Source organism: Pseudonocardia bannensis, from assembly GCF_012911875.1.
Classification (GTDB): domain Bacteria; phylum Actinomycetota; class Actinomycetes; order Mycobacteriales; family Pseudonocardiaceae; genus Pseudonocardia; species Pseudonocardia bannensis.
Genome location: NZ_JAAXKZ010000010.1, coordinates 65,699 through 86,115, shown reverse-complemented (window position 1 = coordinate 86,115; position 20,417 = coordinate 65,699). Strand labels below are relative to the sequence as shown.

At 73.4% G+C, this 20,417-nt stretch carries 18 protein-coding genes; 12 read left to right on the top strand and 6 right to left on the bottom strand.

All coding sequences use genetic code 11. The features are described from left to right. From secD to HF519_RS05015, 4 genes are all read left to right on the top strand, one after another. On the top strand, positions 1 to 1,146 hold a 1,146-nt coding region (secD, locus tag HF519_RS05030; RefSeq protein WP_169410528.1), incomplete at its 5' end, for a protein translocase subunit SecD. Positions 1,147 to 1,148: 2 nt separating this feature from the next. Next, on the top strand, positions 1,149 to 2,360 hold the full coding sequence (secF, locus tag HF519_RS05025; protein ID WP_169410526.1) for a protein translocase subunit SecF: 1,212 nt from the start codon (positions 1,149 to 1,151) through the stop codon (positions 2,358 to 2,360). Then, positions 2,357 to 2,914: an adenine phosphoribosyltransferase gene (locus HF519_RS05020; protein WP_169410524.1), complete on the top strand. Its 558-nt coding sequence runs from the start codon at positions 2,357 to 2,359 to the stop codon at positions 2,912 to 2,914. Before secF ends, HF519_RS05020 begins: the two co-directional genes overlap by 4 nt. A gap of 50 nt (positions 2,915 to 2,964) precedes the next feature. Continuing rightward, complete coding sequence (locus HF519_RS05015) at positions 2,965 to 5,289, top strand: RelA/SpoT family protein (protein ID WP_169410522.1); 2,325 nt, start codon at positions 2,965 to 2,967, stop codon at positions 5,287 to 5,289. A 226-nt stretch (positions 5,290 to 5,515) separates the two neighbouring features. Here HF519_RS05015 and HF519_RS05010 read toward each other — a convergent pair whose 3' ends face one another. Further along, positions 5,516 to 6,304, bottom strand: coding sequence for a peptidylprolyl isomerase (locus HF519_RS05010; RefSeq protein ID WP_312859907.1), 789 nt, complete (start codon positions 6,302 to 6,304; stop codon positions 5,516 to 5,518). Between the two features lie 375 nt (positions 6,305 to 6,679). Between HF519_RS05010 and HF519_RS05005 the strand changes: the two genes are divergently transcribed. From HF519_RS05005 to HF519_RS04995, 3 genes are read left to right on the top strand one after another with little or no spacing between them, the layout of a single operon-like run. Continuing rightward, positions 6,680 to 7,381: an MBL fold metallo-hydrolase gene (locus HF519_RS05005; RefSeq protein ID WP_169410520.1), complete on the top strand. Its 702-nt coding sequence runs from the start codon at positions 6,680 to 6,682 to the stop codon at positions 7,379 to 7,381. A gap of 5 nt (positions 7,382 to 7,386) precedes the next feature. Then, a complete protein-coding gene (hisS, locus tag HF519_RS05000; protein WP_169410553.1) occupies positions 7,387 to 8,658 on the top strand; it encodes a histidine--tRNA ligase in 1,272 nt (423 codons plus the stop codon). 36 nt (positions 8,659 to 8,694) lie between these two features. Beyond that, positions 8,695 to 9,240, top strand: a complete 546-nt coding sequence (locus HF519_RS04995; protein ID WP_169410518.1) for a class I SAM-dependent methyltransferase — start codon at positions 8,695 to 8,697, stop codon at positions 9,238 to 9,240. Positions 9,241 to 9,285: 45 nt separating this feature from the next. Here the strand turns inward: HF519_RS04995 and HF519_RS04990 are convergent, their stop codons facing one another. The 3 genes from HF519_RS04990 to HF519_RS04980 form a co-directional block, all read right to left on the bottom strand. After that, positions 9,286 to 10,797, bottom strand: a complete 1,512-nt coding sequence (locus tag HF519_RS04990) for a YibE/F family protein (protein ID WP_169410516.1) — start codon at positions 10,795 to 10,797, stop codon at positions 9,286 to 9,288. Positions 10,798 to 10,932: 135 nt separating this feature from the next. Further along, on the bottom strand, positions 10,933 to 11,538 hold the full coding sequence (locus HF519_RS04985; protein WP_312859906.1) for a gluconokinase: 606 nt from the start codon (positions 11,536 to 11,538) through the stop codon (positions 10,933 to 10,935). 290 nt (positions 11,539 to 11,828) lie between these two features. Further along, positions 11,829 to 12,644: a TauD/TfdA family dioxygenase gene (locus HF519_RS04980; protein ID WP_169410514.1), complete on the bottom strand. Its 816-nt coding sequence runs from the start codon at positions 12,642 to 12,644 to the stop codon at positions 11,829 to 11,831. 161 nt (positions 12,645 to 12,805) lie between these two features. On the opposite strand from HF519_RS04980, the gene aspS reads away from it, so the two are divergent. From aspS to HF519_RS04955, 5 genes are all read left to right on the top strand, one after another. Then, positions 12,806 to 14,605 (top strand): aspartate--tRNA ligase, encoded by a 1,800-nt coding sequence (gene aspS / locus HF519_RS04975; RefSeq protein ID WP_169410512.1) that lies wholly within the window; start codon positions 12,806 to 12,808, stop codon positions 14,603 to 14,605. 18 nt (positions 14,606 to 14,623) lie between these two features. After that, positions 14,624 to 15,226, top strand: a complete 603-nt coding sequence (locus tag HF519_RS04970; RefSeq protein ID WP_169410549.1) for a DUF389 domain-containing protein — start codon at positions 14,624 to 14,626, stop codon at positions 15,224 to 15,226. An 11-nt stretch (positions 15,227 to 15,237) separates the two neighbouring features. After that, entirely contained in the window at positions 15,238 to 16,434 is a 1,197-nt protein-coding gene (locus HF519_RS04965; RefSeq protein ID WP_169410510.1) for a hypothetical protein, read from the top strand. Positions 16,435 to 16,559: 125 nt separating this feature from the next. Next, on the top strand, positions 16,560 to 17,444 hold the full coding sequence (locus HF519_RS04960) for an SGNH/GDSL hydrolase family protein (protein WP_312859905.1): 885 nt from the start codon (positions 16,560 to 16,562) through the stop codon (positions 17,442 to 17,444). A 16-nt stretch (positions 17,445 to 17,460) separates the two neighbouring features. Beyond that, complete coding sequence (locus HF519_RS04955; RefSeq protein ID WP_169410506.1) at positions 17,461 to 18,522, top strand: MBL fold metallo-hydrolase; 1,062 nt, start codon at positions 17,461 to 17,463, stop codon at positions 18,520 to 18,522. A gap of 195 nt (positions 18,523 to 18,717) precedes the next feature. Here the strand turns inward: HF519_RS04955 and HF519_RS04950 are convergent, their stop codons facing one another. Both HF519_RS04950 and HF519_RS04945 read right to left on the bottom strand, forming a co-directional pair. Next, positions 18,718 to 19,872 (bottom strand): aminotransferase class I/II-fold pyridoxal phosphate-dependent enzyme, encoded by a 1,155-nt coding sequence (locus HF519_RS04950; RefSeq protein ID WP_169410504.1) that lies wholly within the window; start codon positions 19,870 to 19,872, stop codon positions 18,718 to 18,720. Then, positions 19,869 to 20,357 carry an Lrp/AsnC family transcriptional regulator gene (locus HF519_RS04945; protein ID WP_169410502.1) on the bottom strand — a complete coding sequence of 163 codons (489 nt, stop codon included), beginning with the start codon at positions 20,355 to 20,357 and terminating at the stop codon, positions 19,869 to 19,871. The genes HF519_RS04950 and HF519_RS04945 overlap by 4 nt, the downstream gene beginning before the upstream one ends. Positions 20,358 to 20,417: the final 60 nt, after the last annotated feature.

The following is a 20,417-nucleotide window of genomic DNA, read 5'->3' as shown; positions in this document are numbered from 1 at the left end:
ACCCCCGCCGACCCGGCCGCCGCCGCCGCGATCACGCAGGCCCGCGAGACCCGGCAGAGCACCGACCCGGCCGTCCAGCAGCAGGCCCTGCTCGCGCTGGACTGCTCGGCCAACGACCCGCTGCGCGGCTACGACGACCCGACCAGGCCGCTGGTGGCGTGCGATCAGGACGGGACCGCCAAGTACGTCCTCGGCCCGGCCTTCCTCGAAGGCACGCAGATCGACTCGGCGTCGGCCCAGCAGAACCAGCAGGGCGCCGGCTACGTCGTCAGCCTGACCTTCAAGAGCGAGGGCGCCGCGATCTGGGGCGAGTACACCAGCCAGAACGTCGGCAAGAACGCCGCGTTCGTGCTCGACGGCGAGGTCGTCTCCGCGCCGACCATCAACAGCGCGATCTACGGCCCGACCGAGATCTCCGGCCAGTTCAGCCAGGCCGAGGCCCAGGACCTCGCCGGGGTGCTGCGCTACGGCTCGCTGCCGCTGTCGTTCGAGTCCTCCGAGGCCGAGACGGTGTCGGCGACCCTCGGGCTGGCCTCGCTGGAGGCCGGGCTCATCGCAGGCGCCGTCGGCCTCGCCCTGGTCTTCGTCTACTGCCTGGTCTACTACCGGGTCCTCGGCGTCCTGACGATCCTGTCGCTGCTCCTGTCCGGCCTGGTCGTCTACGCGGTCCTGGTGCTGCTCGGGCGGTGGATCGGGTTCACTCTCGACCTGGCCGGCGTGGCCGGGTTCATCGTGGCCATCGGCATCACGGCCGACTCGTTCGTGATCTTCTTCGAACGGCTCAAGGACGAGATGCGGGAAGGCCGCAGCTTCCGGTCCGCGGTGCCCCGGGGCTGGGTGCGAGCCCGGCGGACCATCCTGAGCGCCGACGCGGTCAGCTTCCTGGCCTCCGCGGTGCTCTACATCCTCGCGGTCGGCCAGGTGAAGGGCTTCGCGTTCACCCTCGGCCTGTCCACCGTGCTCGACCTCATCGTCGTGTTCCTGGTGACCCACCCGCTGGTCGCGATGGCCTCCAACTCCCGGGTGTTCGGCAGCCCGGCGTGGTCGGGCCTCGGCCCGGTCGCGAAGATCGGTGCGGAACGCCGGCGGGCGACCGTCGCGGCTTCTGCGTCCACCGCGTCCACCGCGTCTTCCAGGAGGGCCTGATCATGGCGAGCGTGTTCGCCCGGCTCTACACCGGGACCGGCGCCTTCGACGTCGTCGGCAAGCGCAAGACCTGGTACGTCGTGTTCGGCTCGCTGGTGCTCATCTGCCTGCTGTCGATCGTGCTGCGCGGGTTCAACCTGGGCATCGACTTCACCGGCGGCACCCGGATCCAGCTTCCGGCGACCGGCACCACCGGGACGATCGGCACCGAGCAGGTGCAGGAGGTCTACCAGCGGGTCATCGGCGCCGAACCGGCGTCGGTGCAGTCCGCGGGGACCGGCACGAGCGAGTCCATCCTGATCCGCTCCGAGACCCTCGACCCGGCCCAGCTGGTGTCGCTCAAGCAGGCCCTGTTCGACGCGTTCCAGCCGATCGGGCCGGACGGGCAGGCGTCGCCGCAGGCGATCAGCGACAGCGCGGTGAGCGGCACCTGGGGTGGGCAGATCACCACTCAGGCCCTGATCGCACTGGGCGTGTTCCTGGTGCTGGTGACGATCTTCCTGGCGCTGTACTTCGAGCGGTCCATGGCGATCGCGGCCCTCGTCGCGTTGCTGCACGACGTCGTCATCACGGCCGGCATCTACTCGATCGTCGGCTTCGAGGTCACCCCGTCCACCGTGATCGGGCTGCTCACGATCCTCGGGTTCTCCCTCTACGACACGGTCGTGGTGTTCGACAAGGTCAAGGAGAACACCCGCGGGCTGCTCGGACTGACCCGGCGCAGCTACGCCGAGGCGGCCAACCTCGCGCTGAACCAGACCCTGATGCGGTCGATCAACACCTCGCTCATCGCGGTGCTTCCGGTCATCGGGCTGATGGTGATCGGGGTCGGGCTGCTGGGCGTCGGCACCCTGGCCGACCTGGCCCTGGTGCAGATGGTCGGCATCGTCGCCGGTGCGGCGTCGTCGATCCTGCTGGCGACCCCGATCCTGGTCGACCTGAAGATGCGCGACCCGCGGTTCCGGCAGCAGGCCGAGCGGGTGGCGGCGCGGCGGGCGCGGGCGGGCGCCCGGGCCGGTGCCGCTGATCCCGGCGACGGCGCCGACGAGACCGAGGACGCCGGCACCGAGCCGCGTCAGCGCGCGATGGCCGGACACGTCACGGCCTCCGGTGTGCCGGCCCGGCAGGCCAAGGCGAGCGAGCGGCGCGGGGCGTCGCGGTCGGCCCGGCCGACCGGCAAGGCGTCCCGTCCCACAGGGAAGAGGAACCGGTGAGCGCACCGTCCGTACAGACCGGGACCGATGAGGCCGACGGTTCGTTGATCCGGGTGGCGGGACTGGTCCGGGACGTCCCGGACTACCCCGAGGCCGGGGTGATGTTCCGGGACATCACCCCGGTGCTGGCCGACGCCGAGGCGTTCACGACGGTGTCCACCGAACTCGCGGCGCTGGTCGGCGAGGCCGATCTGATCGTCGGGGTCGAGGCCCGTGGCTTCCTGCTCGGAGCGGCGGTGGCGCTCGTCGCCGGCACGGGCGTCGTGCCCGTGCGCAAGGCGGGCAAGCTGCCCGCGGTCGCGGCGTCGCGCAGCTACGAGCTCGAGTACGGCACCGCGACCCTGGAGCTGCCGGCCGACACCGTGGCGGCCGGGGCCCGGGTGTTCGTCGTCGACGACGTGCTCGCCACCGGCGGCACCGCGGCGGCCGCGTGCGCGCTGCTGACCGACACCGGGGCCCAGGTCACCGGTTTCGGGACCCTGATCGAGCTGACCGCGCTCGGCGGGCGGGACCGGCTCGTCGACATTCCGGTGCACGCTCTGCTGACGTACTGACCCGGGGGTTATCCTTTCGTGGGTGGAGCTCTGCCGCAGATGAGCCGCGTATGACCGAGGTGCAGCCGGCCGCCCCTCCGGTACCCAGCCCGGACGGGCCGGCCAAGCCGTCGGCGACCCGGCGGGTGCGGGCCCGGATCGCCCGCCGGATGACCCCGCAGCGGGTCGCGGTGGTCAAGCCCGTGCTCGAGCCGCTGGCGAGCGTGCACCGGGCGCTGCACCCCAAGGCCGACCTGGTGCTGCTGCAGCGCGCCTACGACGTGGCCGAGCAGAAGCACGCGCACCAGAAGCGCAAGTCCGGCGACCCGTACATCACCCACCCGCTGGCCGTGGCGACGATCCTGGCCGAGCTGGGCATGGACACGATCACCCTGGTCGCCGCGCTGCTGCACGACACCGTCGAGGACACCGACTACTCGCTCGACCGGCTGCGCACCGACTTCGGCGACGAGGTCGCGCACCTCGTCGACGGGGTCACCAAGCTCGACAAGGTGGAGCTCGGCAGCGCGGCCGAGGCCGAGACCATCCGCAAGATGGTCGTCGCCATGGCCCGCGACCCCCGGGTGCTGGTCATCAAGCTGTCCGACCGGCTGCACAACATGCGCACGATGCGCTTCCTGCCGCCGGAGAAGCAGGCGAAGAAGGCCCGCGAGACCCTCGAGGTGCTCGCGCCGCTGGCCCACCGGCTCGGGATGGCGACGGTCAAGTGGGAGCTGGAGGACCTGTCCTTCGCGATCCTGCACCCGAAGAAGTACGAGGAGATCGTCCGGCTGGTGGCGACGCGTGCACCGTCGCGGGACACCTACCTCAAGCAGGTCATCGACGAGGTGACCCAGCAGCTCGACTCGGCACGGATCGCCGCGACCGTCGAGGGCCGGCCCAAGCACTACTACTCGATCTACCGCAAGATGATCGTCAAGGGCCGCGACTTCGACGACATCCACGACCTGGTCGGCGTGCGGGTGCTCGTCGACGAGGTGCGTGACTGCTACGCCGCGATGGGCATGGTGCACGCGCTGTGGCAGCCGATGCCCGGCCGGTTCAAGGACTACATCGCCCAGCCGCGGTTCGGCGTCTACCAGTCGCTGCACACCACGGTGATCGGGCCCGACGGCAAGCCGCTCGAGGTCCAGATCCGCACCCACGAGATGCACCGCACCGCCGAGTACGGCATCGCGGCGCACTGGCGCTACAAGGAGACCCGCGGCTCTCACAGCGGGCAGAGCGTCGAGATCGACGAGATGTCCTGGATGCGCCAGCTGCTCGACTGGCAGCGGGAGGCCGCCGACCCCGGGGACTTCCTGGAGTCGCTGCGCTACGACCTGGCGGCCAAGGAGATCTTCGTCTTCACGCCCAAGGGCGACGTGATCACGCTGCCCATGGGCTCCACCCCGGTGGACCTGGCCTACGCGGTGCACACCGAGGTCGGCAACCGGTGCATCGGATCGCGGGTGAACGGCCGGCTCGTGGCGCTCGAGCGCAAGCTCGAGTCCGGTGACGTGGTCGAGATCTTCACCTCGAAGGCCGAGGGTGCGGGTCCGAGCCGGGACTGGATGTCCTTCGTGGCGTCCCCCCGGGCCAAGACCAAGATCAAGCACTGGTTTGCCAAGGAGCGCCGCGAGGAGGCCATCGAGGCGGGCAAGGAGGCGATCACCCGGGAGGCCCGGCGGACCGGGATGCCGCTGCAGCGCCTCGTCTCGTCGGACTCGATGGCGGCGCTGGCGCGCGAGCTGCACTTCCCCGACCTGTCCGGGCTCTACGCCGCGGTGGGCGAGGGGCACGCGAGCGCCCGGCACGTCGTGCAACGGCTCGTCGCGCTGCTCGGCGGCGTCGAGGACGCCGAGGAGGAACTCGCCGAGCGGGCCACCCCGTCGACGGTGCGGCTGCGCCGGGCGTCGGGTGACGCGGGGGTGGTCGTCCGCGGCGACGGCAGTGTCACCGGGGACATGGGTGACCTGTACATGAAGCTCGCGCGTTGCTGCACCCCGGTGCCCGGCGACGACATCCTCGGCTTCGTGACCCGAGGCGGCGGGGTCAGCGTGCACCGCACCGACTGCACCAACGCCGCCGACCTGCAGAACCGCTCCGAACGGCTCGTCGACGTGGCGTGGTCGGTGTCGCCGGGGTCGGTGTTCCTGGTCGCCATCCAGGTCGAGGCGCTCGACCGGCACCGCCTGCTCTCCGACGTCACGAAGGTGCTGGCCGACGAGAAGGTCAACATCCTGTCGGCCTCGGTGACGACGTCACGGGACCGGGTCGCGGTGTCGCGGTTCAGCTTCGAGATGGGCGATCCCAAGCACCTCGGCCACGTGCTGCGGGCAGTGCGCAACGTCGAGGGCGTCTACGACGTGTACCGGGTGACGAGCGCGGGCTGAGCTCTCGGCCCGATCGCGCGCGGCCCCGGTCCCGGCGCCGTGATCAGCGTTCCGGAGCCGCGGACCGCGGATTTCGCGGCGGACGGCTCCGGCACGTCGATCATGAACAGGTGGCCGGGTCGTGATCATCGATCTGGTGCCGGCAGCCGCGGGCCGCGCGGTGGCCGGGGACGAGGTGCGGACCGCGAGCCCGAGCGGACGGTGAACGCCCGCCCGGGCTCGCCGGTCAGCCGACCGTGGCGGTCTGGATCGTCACGGGCTGCGCCGGCGCGCCGTCGCCCGGCCCGTTCGACCCGTCGTCACCGGCGCGGGCGACGCCGTCGACGACCTGCAGGCCCTCGGGGGAGATCGAACCGAAGACGGTGTACTCCGGCGGCAGCTGGGAGTCGCCGTAGACCATGAAGAACTGGCTGCCACCGCTGTTCGGCGCCGCGGTCTTCGCCATTGCCAGGGTGCCACGGCCGTAGGTCAGCTCGGGGGACACCTCGTCGGGAATCGTATAGCCGGGACCACCCGTGCCGGTGCCCGACGGGTCACCGCACTGCAGCACCTGCAGGCCGGCGCTTGTGGTGAGCCGGTGGCAGCTGGTCGCATCGAAGTAGCCCTGCTGGGCCAGGCTCACGAAGCTGTTGACCGTGCACGGCGCGAGCGAGCGGTCCAGGGTCAGCGGGATCGCACCCGAGTTGGTCTGCAGCGTCACTCCCACCGTGCCCTGGGTGCTGACGTCCTCGGACGGCGGTGCCTGCGCGGGCTTGGCTGCCGGCCCCTCCGAGGGGTAGGAGCAGCTCACGCTCGCCGGGCGCGCGTCGGCTCCGCCTGCCGCGGCGGTGGTGGAGTCGTCGCCGGAGCTGCCCACCGTGCTGAGGAGCACGACGGCGACCACCACGACCACGACGACCGCGGCCGAGGTGATCACTGCGACCTGCTTGCGCCGCTTGGCCTGCTTGGCGCGCCGCGCCTGCTGGCTCGCCAGCTTGCGCTTGGCCGCCTCGCGCCGCATCTGGTTCGTCGCCACCGCTTGACATCCTCCTGGCTCGCGTGGTTGGTCCGACCCTAGCGGCCGTTTCTGAGAGCCGGGTGAGGGGTGGCGCCGCCGGTCCTGCGGTCGGGCCAGGGGGATCGTGTCGCCGTTCACGCTGATCGGACGGGCGGGCAGCGGGCCACCTCGGCGACCGTGCAGCAGCCCAGCAGCGAGGGCCGCGACGTCGCTGGAGAACCCGGCGAGGCCGACCGCGAAGCCCGACGGTTCGTGCAACCGGCCGTACCCCCCGAAGGCGACGACGACCAGCGAGCCGGCCGCGACCGGCCCGGGGCGCATCGGCCGTGCCGGGCGGCGTCGCCCGTCGCGGCCGCGGCGAGGCCGGTCGCGCGGGACGTCTAGGCTGGTCGGGTGCTCGTCGCAGGATTTCCGGCCGGTTCGTTCCAGACCAACTGCTATGTGGTGGCGCCCGCCGCGGGTGAGTCGTGCATCGTCGTCGACCCGGGCCAGGAGGCCGTCGAGCCGTTGGAGGAACTGCTCGCGCAGCATCGGCTCACCCCGGTCGCGGTGCTGCTGACCCACGGCCACTTCGACCACACCTTCAGCGTCGCCCCGGTCTGCGACGGCCACGACGTGCCGGCCTGGATCCACCCCGGCGACCGCGAGATGCTCGCGGACCCGATGAAGGGCATCTCCCGGGAGGCGGCCGCGTTCTTCGGCGGCCGGATCGAGCTGCGCGAGCCCCGCGAGGTGCGCGAGCTCGCCGACGGCGCCGCGGTCGATCTCGCCGGTCTCACGTTCCGGGTCGACCACACCCCCGGGCACACGCCGGGATCGGTGGTGTTCACGACGCCGACCGAGGAGGGCGTCGAGGTGATCCTCGCCGGTGACACGCTGTTCGCCGGGTCCATCGGGCGCACCGATCTCCCCGGCGGCGACCACGCCCGGATGCTGGCGAGCCTGCGCGACAAGCTGCTGGTCCGCGACGACAGCGCGGTGGTGCTGCCCGGGCACGGGCCGACCACGACCATCGGCCGGGAGCGGGCGTCGAACCCGTTCCTGCAGGGTCTGCGCGACGGCATCGACGTGCCGGCACCGGGGCGCGGGCTGTGACCGCCGTGTCGGAGCCCCGGGCCGCCGCGTTCGCCGCGCCCAAGGGCATTCCCGAGTACCTGCCCTCCGACGGGTTCACCCACGTCCGCGACACCCTCGTCGCGGCCGCCGACCGGGCCGGTTACGGCCACATCGAGCTGCCGATCTTCGAGGACACCGGGCTCTACGCGCGCGGCGTCGGTGAGTCGACCGACGTGGTCAGCAAGGAGATGTACACCTTCGCCGACCGTGGCGAGCGGTCGGTGACGCTGCGTCCCGAGGGCACCGCCGGCGTCGTCCGCGCGGTCATCGAGCACGGCCTCGACCGCGGCGGGCTGCCGGTGAAGCTGCGCTACGCCGGGCCGTTCTTCCGCTACGAGCGCCCCCAGGCGGGGCGTTACCGCCAGCTCCAGCAGGTCGGCGTCGAGGCGATCGGGGTCGACGACCCGGCGCTGGACGCCGAGGTCATCGCCGTCGCCGACGAGGGCTTCCGTGCCCTCGGGCTGACCGGCTACCGGCTCGAGATCACCTCGCTCGGCGACGCCGAGAGCCGGCCCGCCTACCGCGCCCTCCTGCAGGAGTTCCTCGCCGGGCTGCCGCTGGACGAGGCCACCCGGGCCCGGGCGCAGCTCAACCCGCTGCGGGTGCTCGACGACAAGCGCCCCGAGGTGCAGGCGATGCTGGCCGACGCGCCGCTGCTGATCGACAACCTGTCGGCCGCCTCGGCGGAGCACCACGCCGCGGTCAAGCAGCACCTCGACGACCTCGGGGTCGCGTACGTGGAGAACCCGCGGATGGTGCGCGGGCTCGACTACTACACCAAGACGACGTTCGAGTTCGTGCACGACGGCCTGGGCGCGCAGTCCGGGATCGGCGGCGGCGGACGTTACGACGGGCTGATGGCGGTGCTCGGTGGGCAGCCGCTGTCCGGTGTCGGGTTCGGCATCGGCGTCGACCGCACGCTGCTGGCCTGCCGGGCCGAGGGCCTGGCCGTCGACGACGCGCCGCGGGTCGAGGTGTTCGGGGTGCCGCTGGGCGCCGCCGCCCGGGGCCGGCTCGTGACGCTGGCCGCGCGGCTGCGGGCCGCCGGGGTGCGGGTGGACATGGCCTACGGCGGGCGCGGGCTCAAGGGCGCGATGAAGTCGGCCGACCGTTCCGGGGCCCGCTACGCCCTGGTGCTCGGCGACCGCGACCTGGAGTCCGGCACCGTGGGGGTCAAGGACCTGGGGTCCGGGGACCAGCGCGCGGTCGCGCTCGACGGCGCGGTCGACGAGCTGGTCGGCCTGCTCCGCGGCTGATGGGCTCCGTGGCTGCTCCGCGACCGAAGCGCTCCGGTGGCTGACGCCGACCGCGCGCGCTGGGACGCCCGGCACGCCGCGGTGGGCGCCGGTTCCCCGCAGCCCCCGGACGCGTTGCGCGGCCGGCTCGAACTGCTCCCGCCCGGCGGGCGGGTGCTCGAACTGGCGTGCGGGCGGGGCGCGGTGGCGGTGTGGCTGGCGCTGCGTGGGTTCGCCGTCGACGCCGTCGACGTGTCCGGGGCCGGCCTCGCGGCGGGCGCCGCCCTGGCCGAGCGATCCGGTGTCGGTGAGCGGGTGCGCTGGGTGGCCGCCGACCTGGACGCCGGCATCCCGCCGTCCTGCGCCGGGCCCTACGACGTCGTGGTCTGCCAGCGGTTCCGCGACACCGGTCTGTATCCGGCGATGGCGGAGCGGTTGGCGCCCGGCGGGCTGCTCGTGGTGAGCGTGCTGTCCGAGGTGGGTGACACGGGCGGGCCGTACCGCGCGCCGGCGGGGGAGCTGGCCGCGGCGTTCGCGGACCTGGAGGTCCTGGCGCACGCCGAGCGGGACGGCGAGGCGGCCCTCGTGGCCCGTCGCACCTGAGACCGCTGCGGCACGGGCCGCCGGGGGCAGCCGTCGCGGGACCCGCTACCGGGAGGCGGGCACGGCCTCCCTGCTCTCCCGGCTGGCGACGATCGCGGCCAGCCCCGTCGTGATCGGCACCGACGCGACGAGGCCGATGCTGCCGACGAGGGTCCGCACGATCTCGGTGGCCACGTCCTGCGTGGTCAGCACCTGCCCGATGCTGTTCGCCGACACGCTGAACAGCAGCATCAGCGGCAGGGACGCGCCCGCGTAGGCCAGCACGAGGGTGTTGACCGCCGAGGAGACGTGGTCGCGGCCGATCCGCATGGCCGCGGTGAACAGCCCGCGCGCGCCCAGGTCCGGGTTGGCCCTGCGCAGTTCCCACACCGCGCTGGTCTGGGTCACGGTGACGTCGTCGAGGACGCCGAGCGCCCCGATGACGACACCGGCCAGCAGCAGGCCGCGGGCGTCGACGCCGGTGCCGAGGGTGGCGATGAGGTTGGCCGTCTGATCGTCGAGCCCGGTCAGCCGGGCCGCGGCGGAGAAGGCCGCGCCGAGCGTGCCGATCAGCGCGAGGGACGCCAGCGTGCCCAGCACCGCGGTCGAGGTCCGGGCCGACGGCCCGTGTGTCAGGTACAGCACCACGAACATGATCAGGCAGGCGCCGACGACGGCGACCGACAGCGGGTCCCGGCCGCTGATGATCGCGGGCAGCACGAACAGCAACAGCACCGCGAAGCTCAGCCCCAACGCGACCAACGCCGCGAGACCCCGCCAGCGGCCCAGGACGAGCACCGCCCCGGCGAACAGGGCCGCGAGCCAGACCAGGGGGCTGCCCCGCTGGAAGTCGGCGACCCGGTAGGAGCTCGCGTCCAGCGGATCGGCCCCGGACCAGTCGAGCACCACCTCGTCGTCCACCGCGAAGCGTGGGGTCGAGGGCTCGACGGGAACGAGCTGGATGAGATCACGGCCGGGCAGCGGCCCGTCCTCCATGCGCAGCGTCAACGCGATGCAGCCGCCCGCGCCGGACCCCGGTGTGCAGTCCACCGCCTGCGTCGCTGTGACCCGGGCGTTGATCGGCTGGCCGCCGGCCTGGAGGCCCGCCGGTGGTCCGCCGGCCGGGCGCAGCAGGATCAGCCCGACGAGGGTGGCCAGCGCGCAGGGCACCAGCAGCGCGGCGATCAGCAGCCGGACGCGCCGCCCGGCGGGAGCGGCCGGGGTGTGGCCGTGCCCATGGCCGTGCCCGCCGAGGTCCGGAGCCGCGACGGCGCCGGTGGGCGGAGCCGGTGACGGGTGCGCGGGTGACGGGTGCGCGGGTGACGGGTGCGCGGGTGACGGGGACAGGCGCGGGGAGGGGAACCCCGACGGGTGCGCGGGTGGTCCGGATGGTGGCGGTGCGGGCGGTGGCGCGGAGGCCGGCGGCCCCCCGCCGGGGAGGCCCGGTGGTGCCGGCCGGGGAGGAGGCCCGCCGATCGGCGGGGAGAACGGTTCCCGGGGTGCCCGGCGGTGCCGGTGCCGCCCGGTGCCGGACCGGACGCCGGGGTCGGGCCGGCCGGCCGGTTCACGGGAATGCACTCCCGCATCCTGCCAAGCCCGTTCCGCGGCGGACCTCGGCGTTCACCCGGGCGCCGCAACGATGTGGGCAGGCCGACACGGGCAGCAGCAGAGCGCGGGGGAACCCGACGAGCAGCCGGAGGAGGGCGCCGGCGATCATCTCCATCCCCCCGCCGCGGACGGCGGCCACAGCCGCCGCAGGACGCCGTCGGCCACGACCGCCGCATCCGCGTCGGTCGCGACGACGATCCCCGGCTCGTCGGCCTGCAGCGGCTCGAGGGTCTCGAGCTGGCTGCCCAACAGCGAGGCCGGCATGTAGTGCCCGGGACGGTTCTGTACGCGGGCGGCGAGCACGCCGGGGTCGGCCGTCAGGTGCACGAAGCGGACCGACGGGTGGCCGTGACGCAACAGGTCACGGTAGCGGCGCTTGAGAGCGGAGGAGGTGAGCACGGCATCGTGCCCGGCCGCCTCCTGCCCGCCGATCCAGTCGGCGATCCGCCGCAGCCACGGCCGGCGGTCCTCGTCGTCGAGCGGGTGGCCCGCCGCCATCTTCTGCCGGTTGGCCTCCGGATGCAGGTCGTCACCCTCGGCGAAGGCCCACCCCGTGCGTCGGGCGATCTCCTGGGCGACGGTGGACTTGCCCACCCCGGACACGCCCATCACGACCAGGGTGGTGGTGTCCGAGCCGGGCGGGTCGGCGGGGCCGGGGGAGGCAGCCGGCGTGGATCCCGCCGGGGCCGGTGCACCTGGTGTGCTCGTCACGGCACCAGCCTGGTCCACCCCGGGTTCCCGCCGGATCACCGCCCGGCCGGTCCGGGTTCTGCCGTGTCCGGTGGCCCGGCCTGACCGGCGGGATCACGACCCTGCGCGGCCGCGCCACACCCGGGCCGGCTCCGGATCCCGGGCCGGAACAGCTCCCGCTCCCGTGGTCGAAGGCCGGATCCCGGTGCGCCCGGCTCCGGCCACCGCGCTGCGACGACTCCTGCCGTCCTCGGCGGGGCCCGGACCCGGGTCGGGCGGCGCGGGCGCCCGCCCGCTCGGCCGTGGGGGCCTCAGATCGCGTCCGCCGAGAGCACCGTGAGCACGTGCATCAGCCGCCGGCCCTCGAAACCGTCGCGGCCGTGCAGATAGCGGTAGTTGTCCAGCACGAGCAGCTCGCCGGTCTCCATCCGGAACCGCGGCGCGTACGCGAACGCCGTGGCGAGCACGTCGGAGTACTCGTCGAGCAGATCCTGATGGGCCTCCCAGTGCGGCTCGCGGGGCAGCGGCAGGGCGTACTCGCTGGCCCGCACCACCCGCCGGCCCGTCCGGGTGTACTCGACCATCCGGCAGGCCCGGGGGATGGCCGGTACCCCACGCCGTGGGGGCAGGCTGCCGACGAAGTCGACGTCGGCCCCGGTCAGGAACGCGTGCACGTCCGGACGGGTCCCGCGCAGGCCGTCCACCAGCTGGTAGCCGTCGACCAGCACCGAGTCGCCGCCCGTGGTCGCCGGCTGGGCGCAGAGCAGCAGCAGGACGTCCTCGCCCTCGTGTCGCAGCTGCACGGTCCGGCCGTGCACGTCGACCCGGACGTCGGCGCCGTCGCTGTGCAGGCCCAGCGCCTCGGCTCGTTCCCCTGCCTGCGGCCGGCCGGGGAACACCTGCCGAAGCCGGGTGCCGAGCAGCGTCGCCGCGGCGACCACGAGGCTGTCGGGTTCGGGGTCCCAGCCGGAGAGCAGCACGGCGCCGTCCTTGGCGAAGACGTCGCGGGCGCCGGCCACATCGCCCACCTCGGCCCGCCGGGGCAGCACCCCGGCGGCGGCCACGACGTGCTCGAACTCATGTCGCACGGTGCCGGTCCGCCGGCCGTCGGCGCTGGTCACAGCCATCTGCACGCTCCTCGGTCGGTCTGGCGCGGCCGCCCGGGCCACCCCGGATCGACGCACCCGTCGCTGCAATTCAAGCGCATCTGCATGCTATGTGCAGCAATGCGCGCTCAGGGGGAAACCTGCTGGCCGTCGTCCGGGGGGACCCGGATAGCCTTTTTCCCGTGATGCGCACCCACTCCGCCGGCACGCTGCGTGCCGAGAACGCCGGACAGACCGTGACCCTCGCCGGGTGGGTGGCCCGACGCCGCGATCACGGCGGCGTGATCTTCATCGACCTGCGGGACGCCTCCGGATCGGCCCAGGTGGTCTTCCGTGAGGGCGAGATGGCCGAGGCGGCACACCGGCTGCGGTCCGAGTTCGTCGTCCAGGTCACCGGGGAGGTCACCCGCCGCCCGGCCGGGAACGAGAACCCGGACCTGGCCACCGGTGAGATCGAGGTCCTGGCCACCGAGCTCACCGTGCTCTCGGAGTCCGCCCCGCTGCCGTTCCCGCTCGACGAGCACACCGAGATCGGCGAGGAGATCCGGCTCCGGCACCGCTACCTCGACCTGCGCCGGTCCGGGCCGGCCAAGGCGCTGCGGATGCGCAGCGAGGCCAACCGGATCGCCCGCAACGTGCTGCACGACCGTGACTTCGTCGAGGTCGAGACCCCCACGCTGACCCGCTCGACGCCCGAGGGCGCGCGCGACTTCCTGGTTCCGGCCCGGCTGCGCCCCGGCTCCTGGTACGCGCTGCCGCAGAGCCCGCAGCTGTTCAAGCAGCTGCTCATGGTGGCCGGGACCGAGCGGTACTACCAGATCGCGCGTTGTTACCGGGACGAGGACTTCCGCGCCGACCGGCAGCCGGAGTTCACCCAGCTCGACATCGAGATGAGCTTCGTCAACCAGGACGACGTGATCGCCCTGGGCGAGGACATCATCGCCGCGCTGTGGAAGGAGCTGGCCGGCCACGACATCCCGCGCCCGATCCCACGGATGACCTACGCCGAGGCGATGTCCCGCTTCGGCACCGACAAGCCCGACCTGCGCTTCGGCCTCGAGCTGACCGACCTGACCCAGTACTTCGCCGACACGTCGTTCCGGGTCTTCCAGGCCCCCTACGTCGGCGCCGTCGTGATGCCGGGCGGTGCCGACCAGCCGCGCCGGCAGTTCGACGCCTGGCAGGAGTGGGCCAAGCAGCGCGGGGCCCGCGGCCTGGCCTACGTGACGGTCGGCCAGGACGGTGAGCTGGGCGGACCGGTCGCCAAGAACCTGTCCGACGCCGAGCGTGACGGGCTGGCCAAGACCGTCGGCGCGGCGCCCGGCGACGCGATCTTCTTCGCCGCTGGCCACCCGTCGGAGGCCCGGGCGTTGCTCGGTGCCGCCCGCGTCGAGATCGCGCACCGGGTCGGGCTGATCGACGAGAACGCGTGGGCGTTCGTCTGGGTGATCGACGCCCCGATGTTCGAGCGGGTCCGTGACGACAAGGGCAACGACGTCGGCTGGACCGCGGTGCACCACCCGTTCACCTCGCCGAACGAGGAATGGATCGACCGGTTCGAGGAGGCTCCGGACCAGGCCCTGGCCTACGCCTACGACATCGTCGCCAACGGCAACGAGATCGGCGGCGGCTCGATCCGCATCCACCGCTCCGACGTGCAGCGGCGGGTGTTCGACCTGCTCGGAATGGACGAGGCCGAGCAGCGGGAGAAGTTCGGCTTCCTGCTCGACGCCTTCCAGTACGGCCCGCCGCCGCACGGCGGCATCGCGTTCGGCTGGGACCGGATCACCATGCTGCTCGCGGGCGCCGACTCGCTGCGCGAGGTGATCGCCTTCCCGAAGACCGGTGGCGGGTTCGACCCGCTGACCCAGGCGCCGGCGCCGATCACCCCCGAGCAGCGCAAGGAGGCGGGCGTGGATGCCAAGCCTCCGGCCGGTCCGGGCGAGTCCCCGGCTGCGCCTGCGGTGGCGAAGCCCCACTAGCCCGGAGCCGAGGTGACGCTGCTGCCCCGGCGGGCGATATGCCCGCCGGGGCGCACCGACGCCGTCCGCGACCTGCTGCTCGCCGAACCCGGGGCTACCCACCTGATCGTGTCACCGGGAGTCGCAGTGCGCCCTCCCGGCGACGCCGTCATCCGGGACGAACTGGTGGCCCGCACCGGCGAGGAGTCCCGGCTGTCGGTCAGCTTCCAGATCTTCCTCACGATCGCATGTCTGCTGGCGGCGATCGGCGCGGGCACCGACTCGCCGGTGACCGTGGTCGGGGCGATGGTGCTCGGCCCGGAGTTCGGACCGCCGGCGGCGGTCTCGGTCGGTCCCTTCTCGCTGATCGTCGCGCTGCTCGCCGGCGCCGCCGGAATGCTCGCGCTGACCTCGGCGAAGTCCGCGTCGCTCGTCGGCGTGTTCATCTCGGTGACGACCGTCCCCGCGGCGGCGTTCGTGGCGGTGGCGCTGGTCGAGCGCCAGCACGCCCGGGCCGCCGAGTCGGCGCTGCAACTCCTGGTGAACCTGGTGGGCATCGTGGTCGCCGCCGCCGTCGTACCGGTGCTCAACCGACGCTCCCGGCACCGGAGGTTCCCGGGCCGGAGGGTGTCGGCCGGGTAAGGTCTCCTGCGATGGTTCGTGACCTGGCCGATTTCCCCAGGCCGGTGCTCGCGGCGCTGGCTGCAGCCGAGCGTCTGCTCACTCGGCGGTTCGGCGCCACCGTGGTTCTGGCGGATCCGGAGGATCTCGGGGGCAGCGCCCGGTCGGTGGTGGCCCGGGCCCGGGTGGCCCGCAACCCGTTCTCCATGCCGCGCACGCTGGTCGTCAAGCACTACCTGTCCGAGCCCGAGCCCGACCGGCCGGACCCGTTCCACTACGAGGTGGCCAGCTGTCAACTGTTCACCGCGCTGCCCGCGGAGGTCCGGACCAGCCCGGTGATCATCGCGCACGATTCCGATGCCCGGCTGCTGGTGCTGGAGGATCTCGGACGTAGCTCCACGCTGGCCGACAAGCTGTTCGGTCCGGACCCGGCGGCCGCGCAGCGCGACCTGTTGAGCTGGGCCCGTGCGCTGGGCCGGATGCAGGCCGCCACCGCTGGCCGGGAGAACGACTTCGGGGCGCTGCTGCGCAGGCTCGGTGAGCGCGCCTGGCGGGACCCGGTGGCCGACGACGCACGCGCCGCGCTGGCCGGGCTGCCCGACCTGCTGGAGTCCGCGCTCGGGGTGCGGGCGCACCCGGCGGCGATCCAGCAGGCGCACGACACGGCGCGGCTGCTCGGGGGCACCCGCTACCGGGCGTTCAGCCCCTCGGACACCTGCCCGGACAACAACCTGGTGACCAGCCGCGGGGTGCGGTTCGTCGACTTCGAGTGGGGTTGTTTCCGGGACGTGGCGCTCGACGCGGCGTACTTCCGGGTCCCGTTCCCCGCCTGCGAGGCGAGCTTCGCGCTGCCCGAGGGCATGTCCGAGGCGATGCTCGAGGCGTGGCGCGACGAGATCGCCTCGGTCTGGCCCGATCTCGACGACCCGACCCGGCTCGAACGCCGGCTGCTCAACGCGCAACTGCTGTGGGTGTGGCTGTGCACGTGGTGGCTGCTGCCACGGATCCTGGTCCGGGACACCATGATCGGGCCCGACGCCGGCCGGTCCCCCCGGATCAGCACCGCGCTCGCCGACTACTGGCGACGGCTCGGCGAGGCCGCGGCGGCCGAGGGTCTCGACGCGACGGCCCAGCTCGCGGTGACCGTCACCGGGGCGCTGCGTGAGCGATACACCGACGCGCCCGCGGTGCTGCCGCTGTACCCGGCGTTCCGCAACGCGGCCGGCTGACAGCCGGCACCCGCCGCGCACCGCCTCGGGGGAGCGGGCGGGCGAACGGGCGGCGCCGGACGTTCCCCGGGCGTCCCGCGGCACGTCATCCGTCGCACACCGGCGGTGAGCCCGGATCGGTGAGGGTGACCACCGTGACCGTGCAGACCGTCCCGCCCACGTCACCGTCGTTCTCCTCCGCCGCGCGCCGGGTCCGCGCCCTGGTCGCCCTGGGGGACTCCACCGCAGTGGGCCTCGGCGACCCGCTGCCCGGCCGCGGCTGGCGTGGCTTCCCGGCCCTGCTGCGCGACGCCCTCGGCGGGCCGGGGGAGGTCGTGCTGACCAACCTGTCCCGCACCGGGGCCCGCATGGCCTGCGTGCGCCGTGAACAGCTACCCGTCGCCCTCACCTGCCGCCCCGACGTCGCGGTGCTGGTCGTCGGCATGAACGACACGCTGCGTTCGGACTTCGACCCCGTCGCCCTGCGGGCCGACTGCGCGACGACGGTGGGGGCGCTGCGGGCGGCGGGGGCCCACGTGCTGATGCTGCGCTACCACGACCACACGCGGGTGTTCTGGCTGCCCGCGCCCCTGCGGCGGGCGCTGCGCCGGCGGATCGAGGAGCTCAACGCGGTGACCGATGCGATCGGGGCGAGCGATCCCCGCAGGATCGGGGTGCTCGACCTGCACCTGCTGCCCGGTGGCTACGAGCGCGCGGCGTGGAGCGTCGACCGGCTGCACCCCTCGGAGCGCGGGCACCGGATGCTCGCCGCCGGGTTCGCGACACTGCTGACCGGGGCCGGCTTCGCCGTGCCGGAGCCGGTCGGGCTGGGGTGCTCGGGCGGGCGCACGGTGACGGCGGTGCACCGCGCGGGCTGGCTGGTCGTCAAGGGCGTGCCCTGGCTGGCCCGGCGCGGCCGCGACCTGGCCCCGGTGATCGTGCAGGGGCTGGCGAGCGAGCTGTCCCGTGGGCCCGCCGCCTCCCGTTGGACAGCGCCGCCGCACCCGGGGCCTGGCCTCCGCGGCCGGTGAGGCCCACCATGGGCTCATGTGTGAGGGCGGCGGCACGCCCGCCGAGGTCGCCGCGGCCATCCCGCGCCCGGCGACGGCCCCGGCGGTGGATCCCATCGCCCTGGAGCCGGTCGACGAGGTCGTCGTCACGACGCTCATGGACAACAGCTACGACGCGCTGATGGGCGATACCGGCCTCGCCCGCCGCGCGCCGTTCTCCCGGCTGGCCCAGGTCCCGGCCCCGCAGTTCGAGGAGGGCCGCACGTTTCCCGGCCTGGTGGCCGAGCACGGCTTCTCCGCACTGGTGACCACCCGCCGCGGCACGACGTCGCACACCGTGCTGTTCGACACCGGGGTGTCCCCGGACGGGATGGCGGTGAACATCGAGCGGCTCGGCCTCGACGTGGGCGTGATCGAGGTCGTGGTGCTCAGCCACGGCCACGTCGACCACGACGGAGGCTTCCCCGGGCTCGCCCGGTTGCGGGGCCGCAGCGGGCTGCCGCTCACCGTGCACCCGCTGGTCTGGAGCCGGCGGCGGTTCGTCCTGTCCGACCAGCCGCCGTGGGAGCTGCCGACGCTGAGCCGTTCCGCGCTGGAGGCCGAGGGTCTGCAGGTGATCGAGCGGCGGCAGCCCTCGCTGCTGCTGGACGATTCGGTTCTCATCACCGGGGAGGTCGATCGCACCACGGAGTTCGAGCGCGGGCTGCCGAACCACGAGGCCTGGCGCGACGGGCGCTGGGAGCCCGATCCGCTGATCCTCGACGAGCAGGCGCTGGTGGTCCACGTCCGTGGGCGCGGGCTCGTCGTGCTCACCGGATGCGGGCACGCCGGCGCGGTGAACATCGCCCGGCATGCGATGCGGCTGACCGGAGTGGACCGGCTGCACGCCCTGCTCGGCGGTTTCCACCTCACCGGGCCGGCCTTCGAGCCGGTCATCGAACCGACCGTGGCGGCGTTCGCCGAGATGGCGCCGGACGTGCTGGTGCCGGCGCACTGCACGGGCTGGAAGGCCCAGCACCGGCTGGCCGCCACGCTGCCCACCGCGTTCGTGCCGAATGCGGTGGGCACGTCCTTCACCCTGGCCGGATCCGGACCCTAGGTGCGCGGACCGGCGAGGTCGGCGACGCGGTCGGCCGGCACAGCCGGAGGCTCAGGCCGCCGCGTCCCGGGGCCGGGGTAGTAGGAGCCCGAGGGCCACCGTCGGCGACGCCACCGGTAGCAGGGCCTCGATCCGCCACCGCAGGACGCGGGTGCAGGTGCGGCAGATCCAGGTGATCCGGCCGTCGGGCGCCCGCTACAGCGAGCGGAGGAACCGGCCCATCCGCTCGAGGGCCTCCTCGAGCAGCGGCAGCGCCGTCGCGTAGGAACACCGGATGTGGCCCTCGCCGGACGGGCCGAACACGCTGCCCGGGACCACGGCCACGCTCTGCTCCTTGAGCAGCCGCTCGGCGAAGGTCTCGGAGTCGAGGCCCGAAGACCGGATGCTCGGGAACGCGTAGAACGCGCCACCGGGCTCCGGGCACTCCAGCCCGATCTCGCGCAGGCCCTTGACGAACACCCGGCGACGGCGGTCGTAGTCGGCCACCATCTCGGTGACGTCGTCCTCCGCGGCCGAGAGCGCCTCGACGGCGGCGAGCTGGGAGATGTGCGGGGCGCACAGCATCGTGTACTGGTGCACCCGCACGCACAGCTCGGCGACGGCCTCCGGCGCGCAGATCCAGCCGACCCGCCAGCCCGTCATGGCCTGAGCCTTGGAGAACCCGCCGAGCAGCACGGTGCGCTCCCGCGCCCCGGGCAGCGCACCGAGGCAGGTGTGCGCACCGGTGTAGGTGAGCCGGTCGTAGATCTCGTCGGAGATCAGGTAGAGATCGTGCTCCTGCGCGAGCCGGACCAGTGCCTCCAGCGCCTCCCTGGGCTGCACCGCGCCCGTCGGGTTGGCGGGCGAGCCGATCAGGACGGCCTTGGTCCGCGGCGTGATCGCGGCGGCGACGACCTCGGCGCTGATCGCGAAGCCGTCCTCCCAGCTGGTCGGGACCCGCACCGGCACCCCGCCCGCGAAGGCCACGCACGGCTCGTACGCGACGTAGCAGGGCTCCGGGATGATCACCTCGTCGCCGGGGTTGAGCAGTACCCGCAGGGCGAGGTCCAGGCCCTCGGAGACACCCGTCGTGATCAGGCACTCGGTCGCGGGGGAGTAGCGGGCGTCGTACCGCTCGGCCAGGTCGGCGCAGATCAGCTCGCGCAGCCGCGGCAGGCCCGCGTTCGAGGTGTAGGTGGTGTACCCGTGCTCGAGGGCGTAGATCCCGGCCTCGCGGATGCGCCACGGCGTGACGAAGTCGGGCTCGCCGACGCCCAGGGAGATGACGTCGTCCATCTCCGCGGCGATGTCGAAGAACCGGCGGATGCCCGAGGGCGGGCAGGCGGCGATGACCTCGTTGAGCGGCTTCACGGCGTCACCGGCAGCCGGTGGTCGGGTTCGGGCTCGGTGAAGACGTCGCCGTCGCGCTTGTGGGTCTTGAGCACGAAGTGGGTCGCGGTGGCCTGCACCCGGTCGATCGTCGACAGCTTCTGGCTGACGAAGTCGCTGACCGCGCGGATGTCGCGGCCGACGACCGTGCAGCGCAGGTCGTGACTGCCGGAGACGAGATAGACGCTGCGGACCTCGCCGAAGCGCGAGATCCGGTTGGCGACGTCGTCGAACCCGACCCCGCGTGCCGGCGCGACCGACACGTCGATGAACGCCGTCACCGACTCCGAGTGCTGACCTTCCACCGAGTCCCAGTCGATGACCGCCTTGTAGCGGCGGATCACGCCCGACGCCTCGTACTCGGCGATCCGGGCCGTGACCTCCTCGACCGGCAGCCCGGTCATGGTTGCGATGGTGTCGTGGGACAGGTGGGCGTCGCGCTCCAGCAACTCGAGGATCTCCCGCACGCTGCGACCCTACGACGCCGCCGCCACGAGCCGCCGCACGGCATCGCCGCAGCACCGGTT

Excerpts from the sequence above, each read along its gene's own strand:
- HF519_RS05015 (WP_169410522.1), top strand. The coding sequence starts at position 2,965 with ATGACCGAGGTGCAGCCGGCCGCCCCTCCGGTACCCAGCCCGGACGGG.
- secF (WP_169410526.1), top strand. The coding sequence starts at position 1,149 with ATGGCGAGCGTGTTCGCCCGGCTCTACACCGGGACCGGCGCCTTCGAC.
- HF519_RS04955 (WP_169410506.1), top strand. The coding sequence starts at position 17,461 with ATGTGTGAGGGCGGCGGCACGCCCGCCGAGGTCGCCGCGGCCATCCCG.
- HF519_RS04980 (WP_169410514.1), bottom strand. The coding sequence starts at position 12,644 with ATGGCTGTGACCAGCGCCGACGGCCGGCGGACCGGCACCGTGCGACAT.
- HF519_RS04965 (WP_169410510.1), top strand. The coding sequence starts at position 15,238 with ATGGTTCGTGACCTGGCCGATTTCCCCAGGCCGGTGCTCGCGGCGCTG.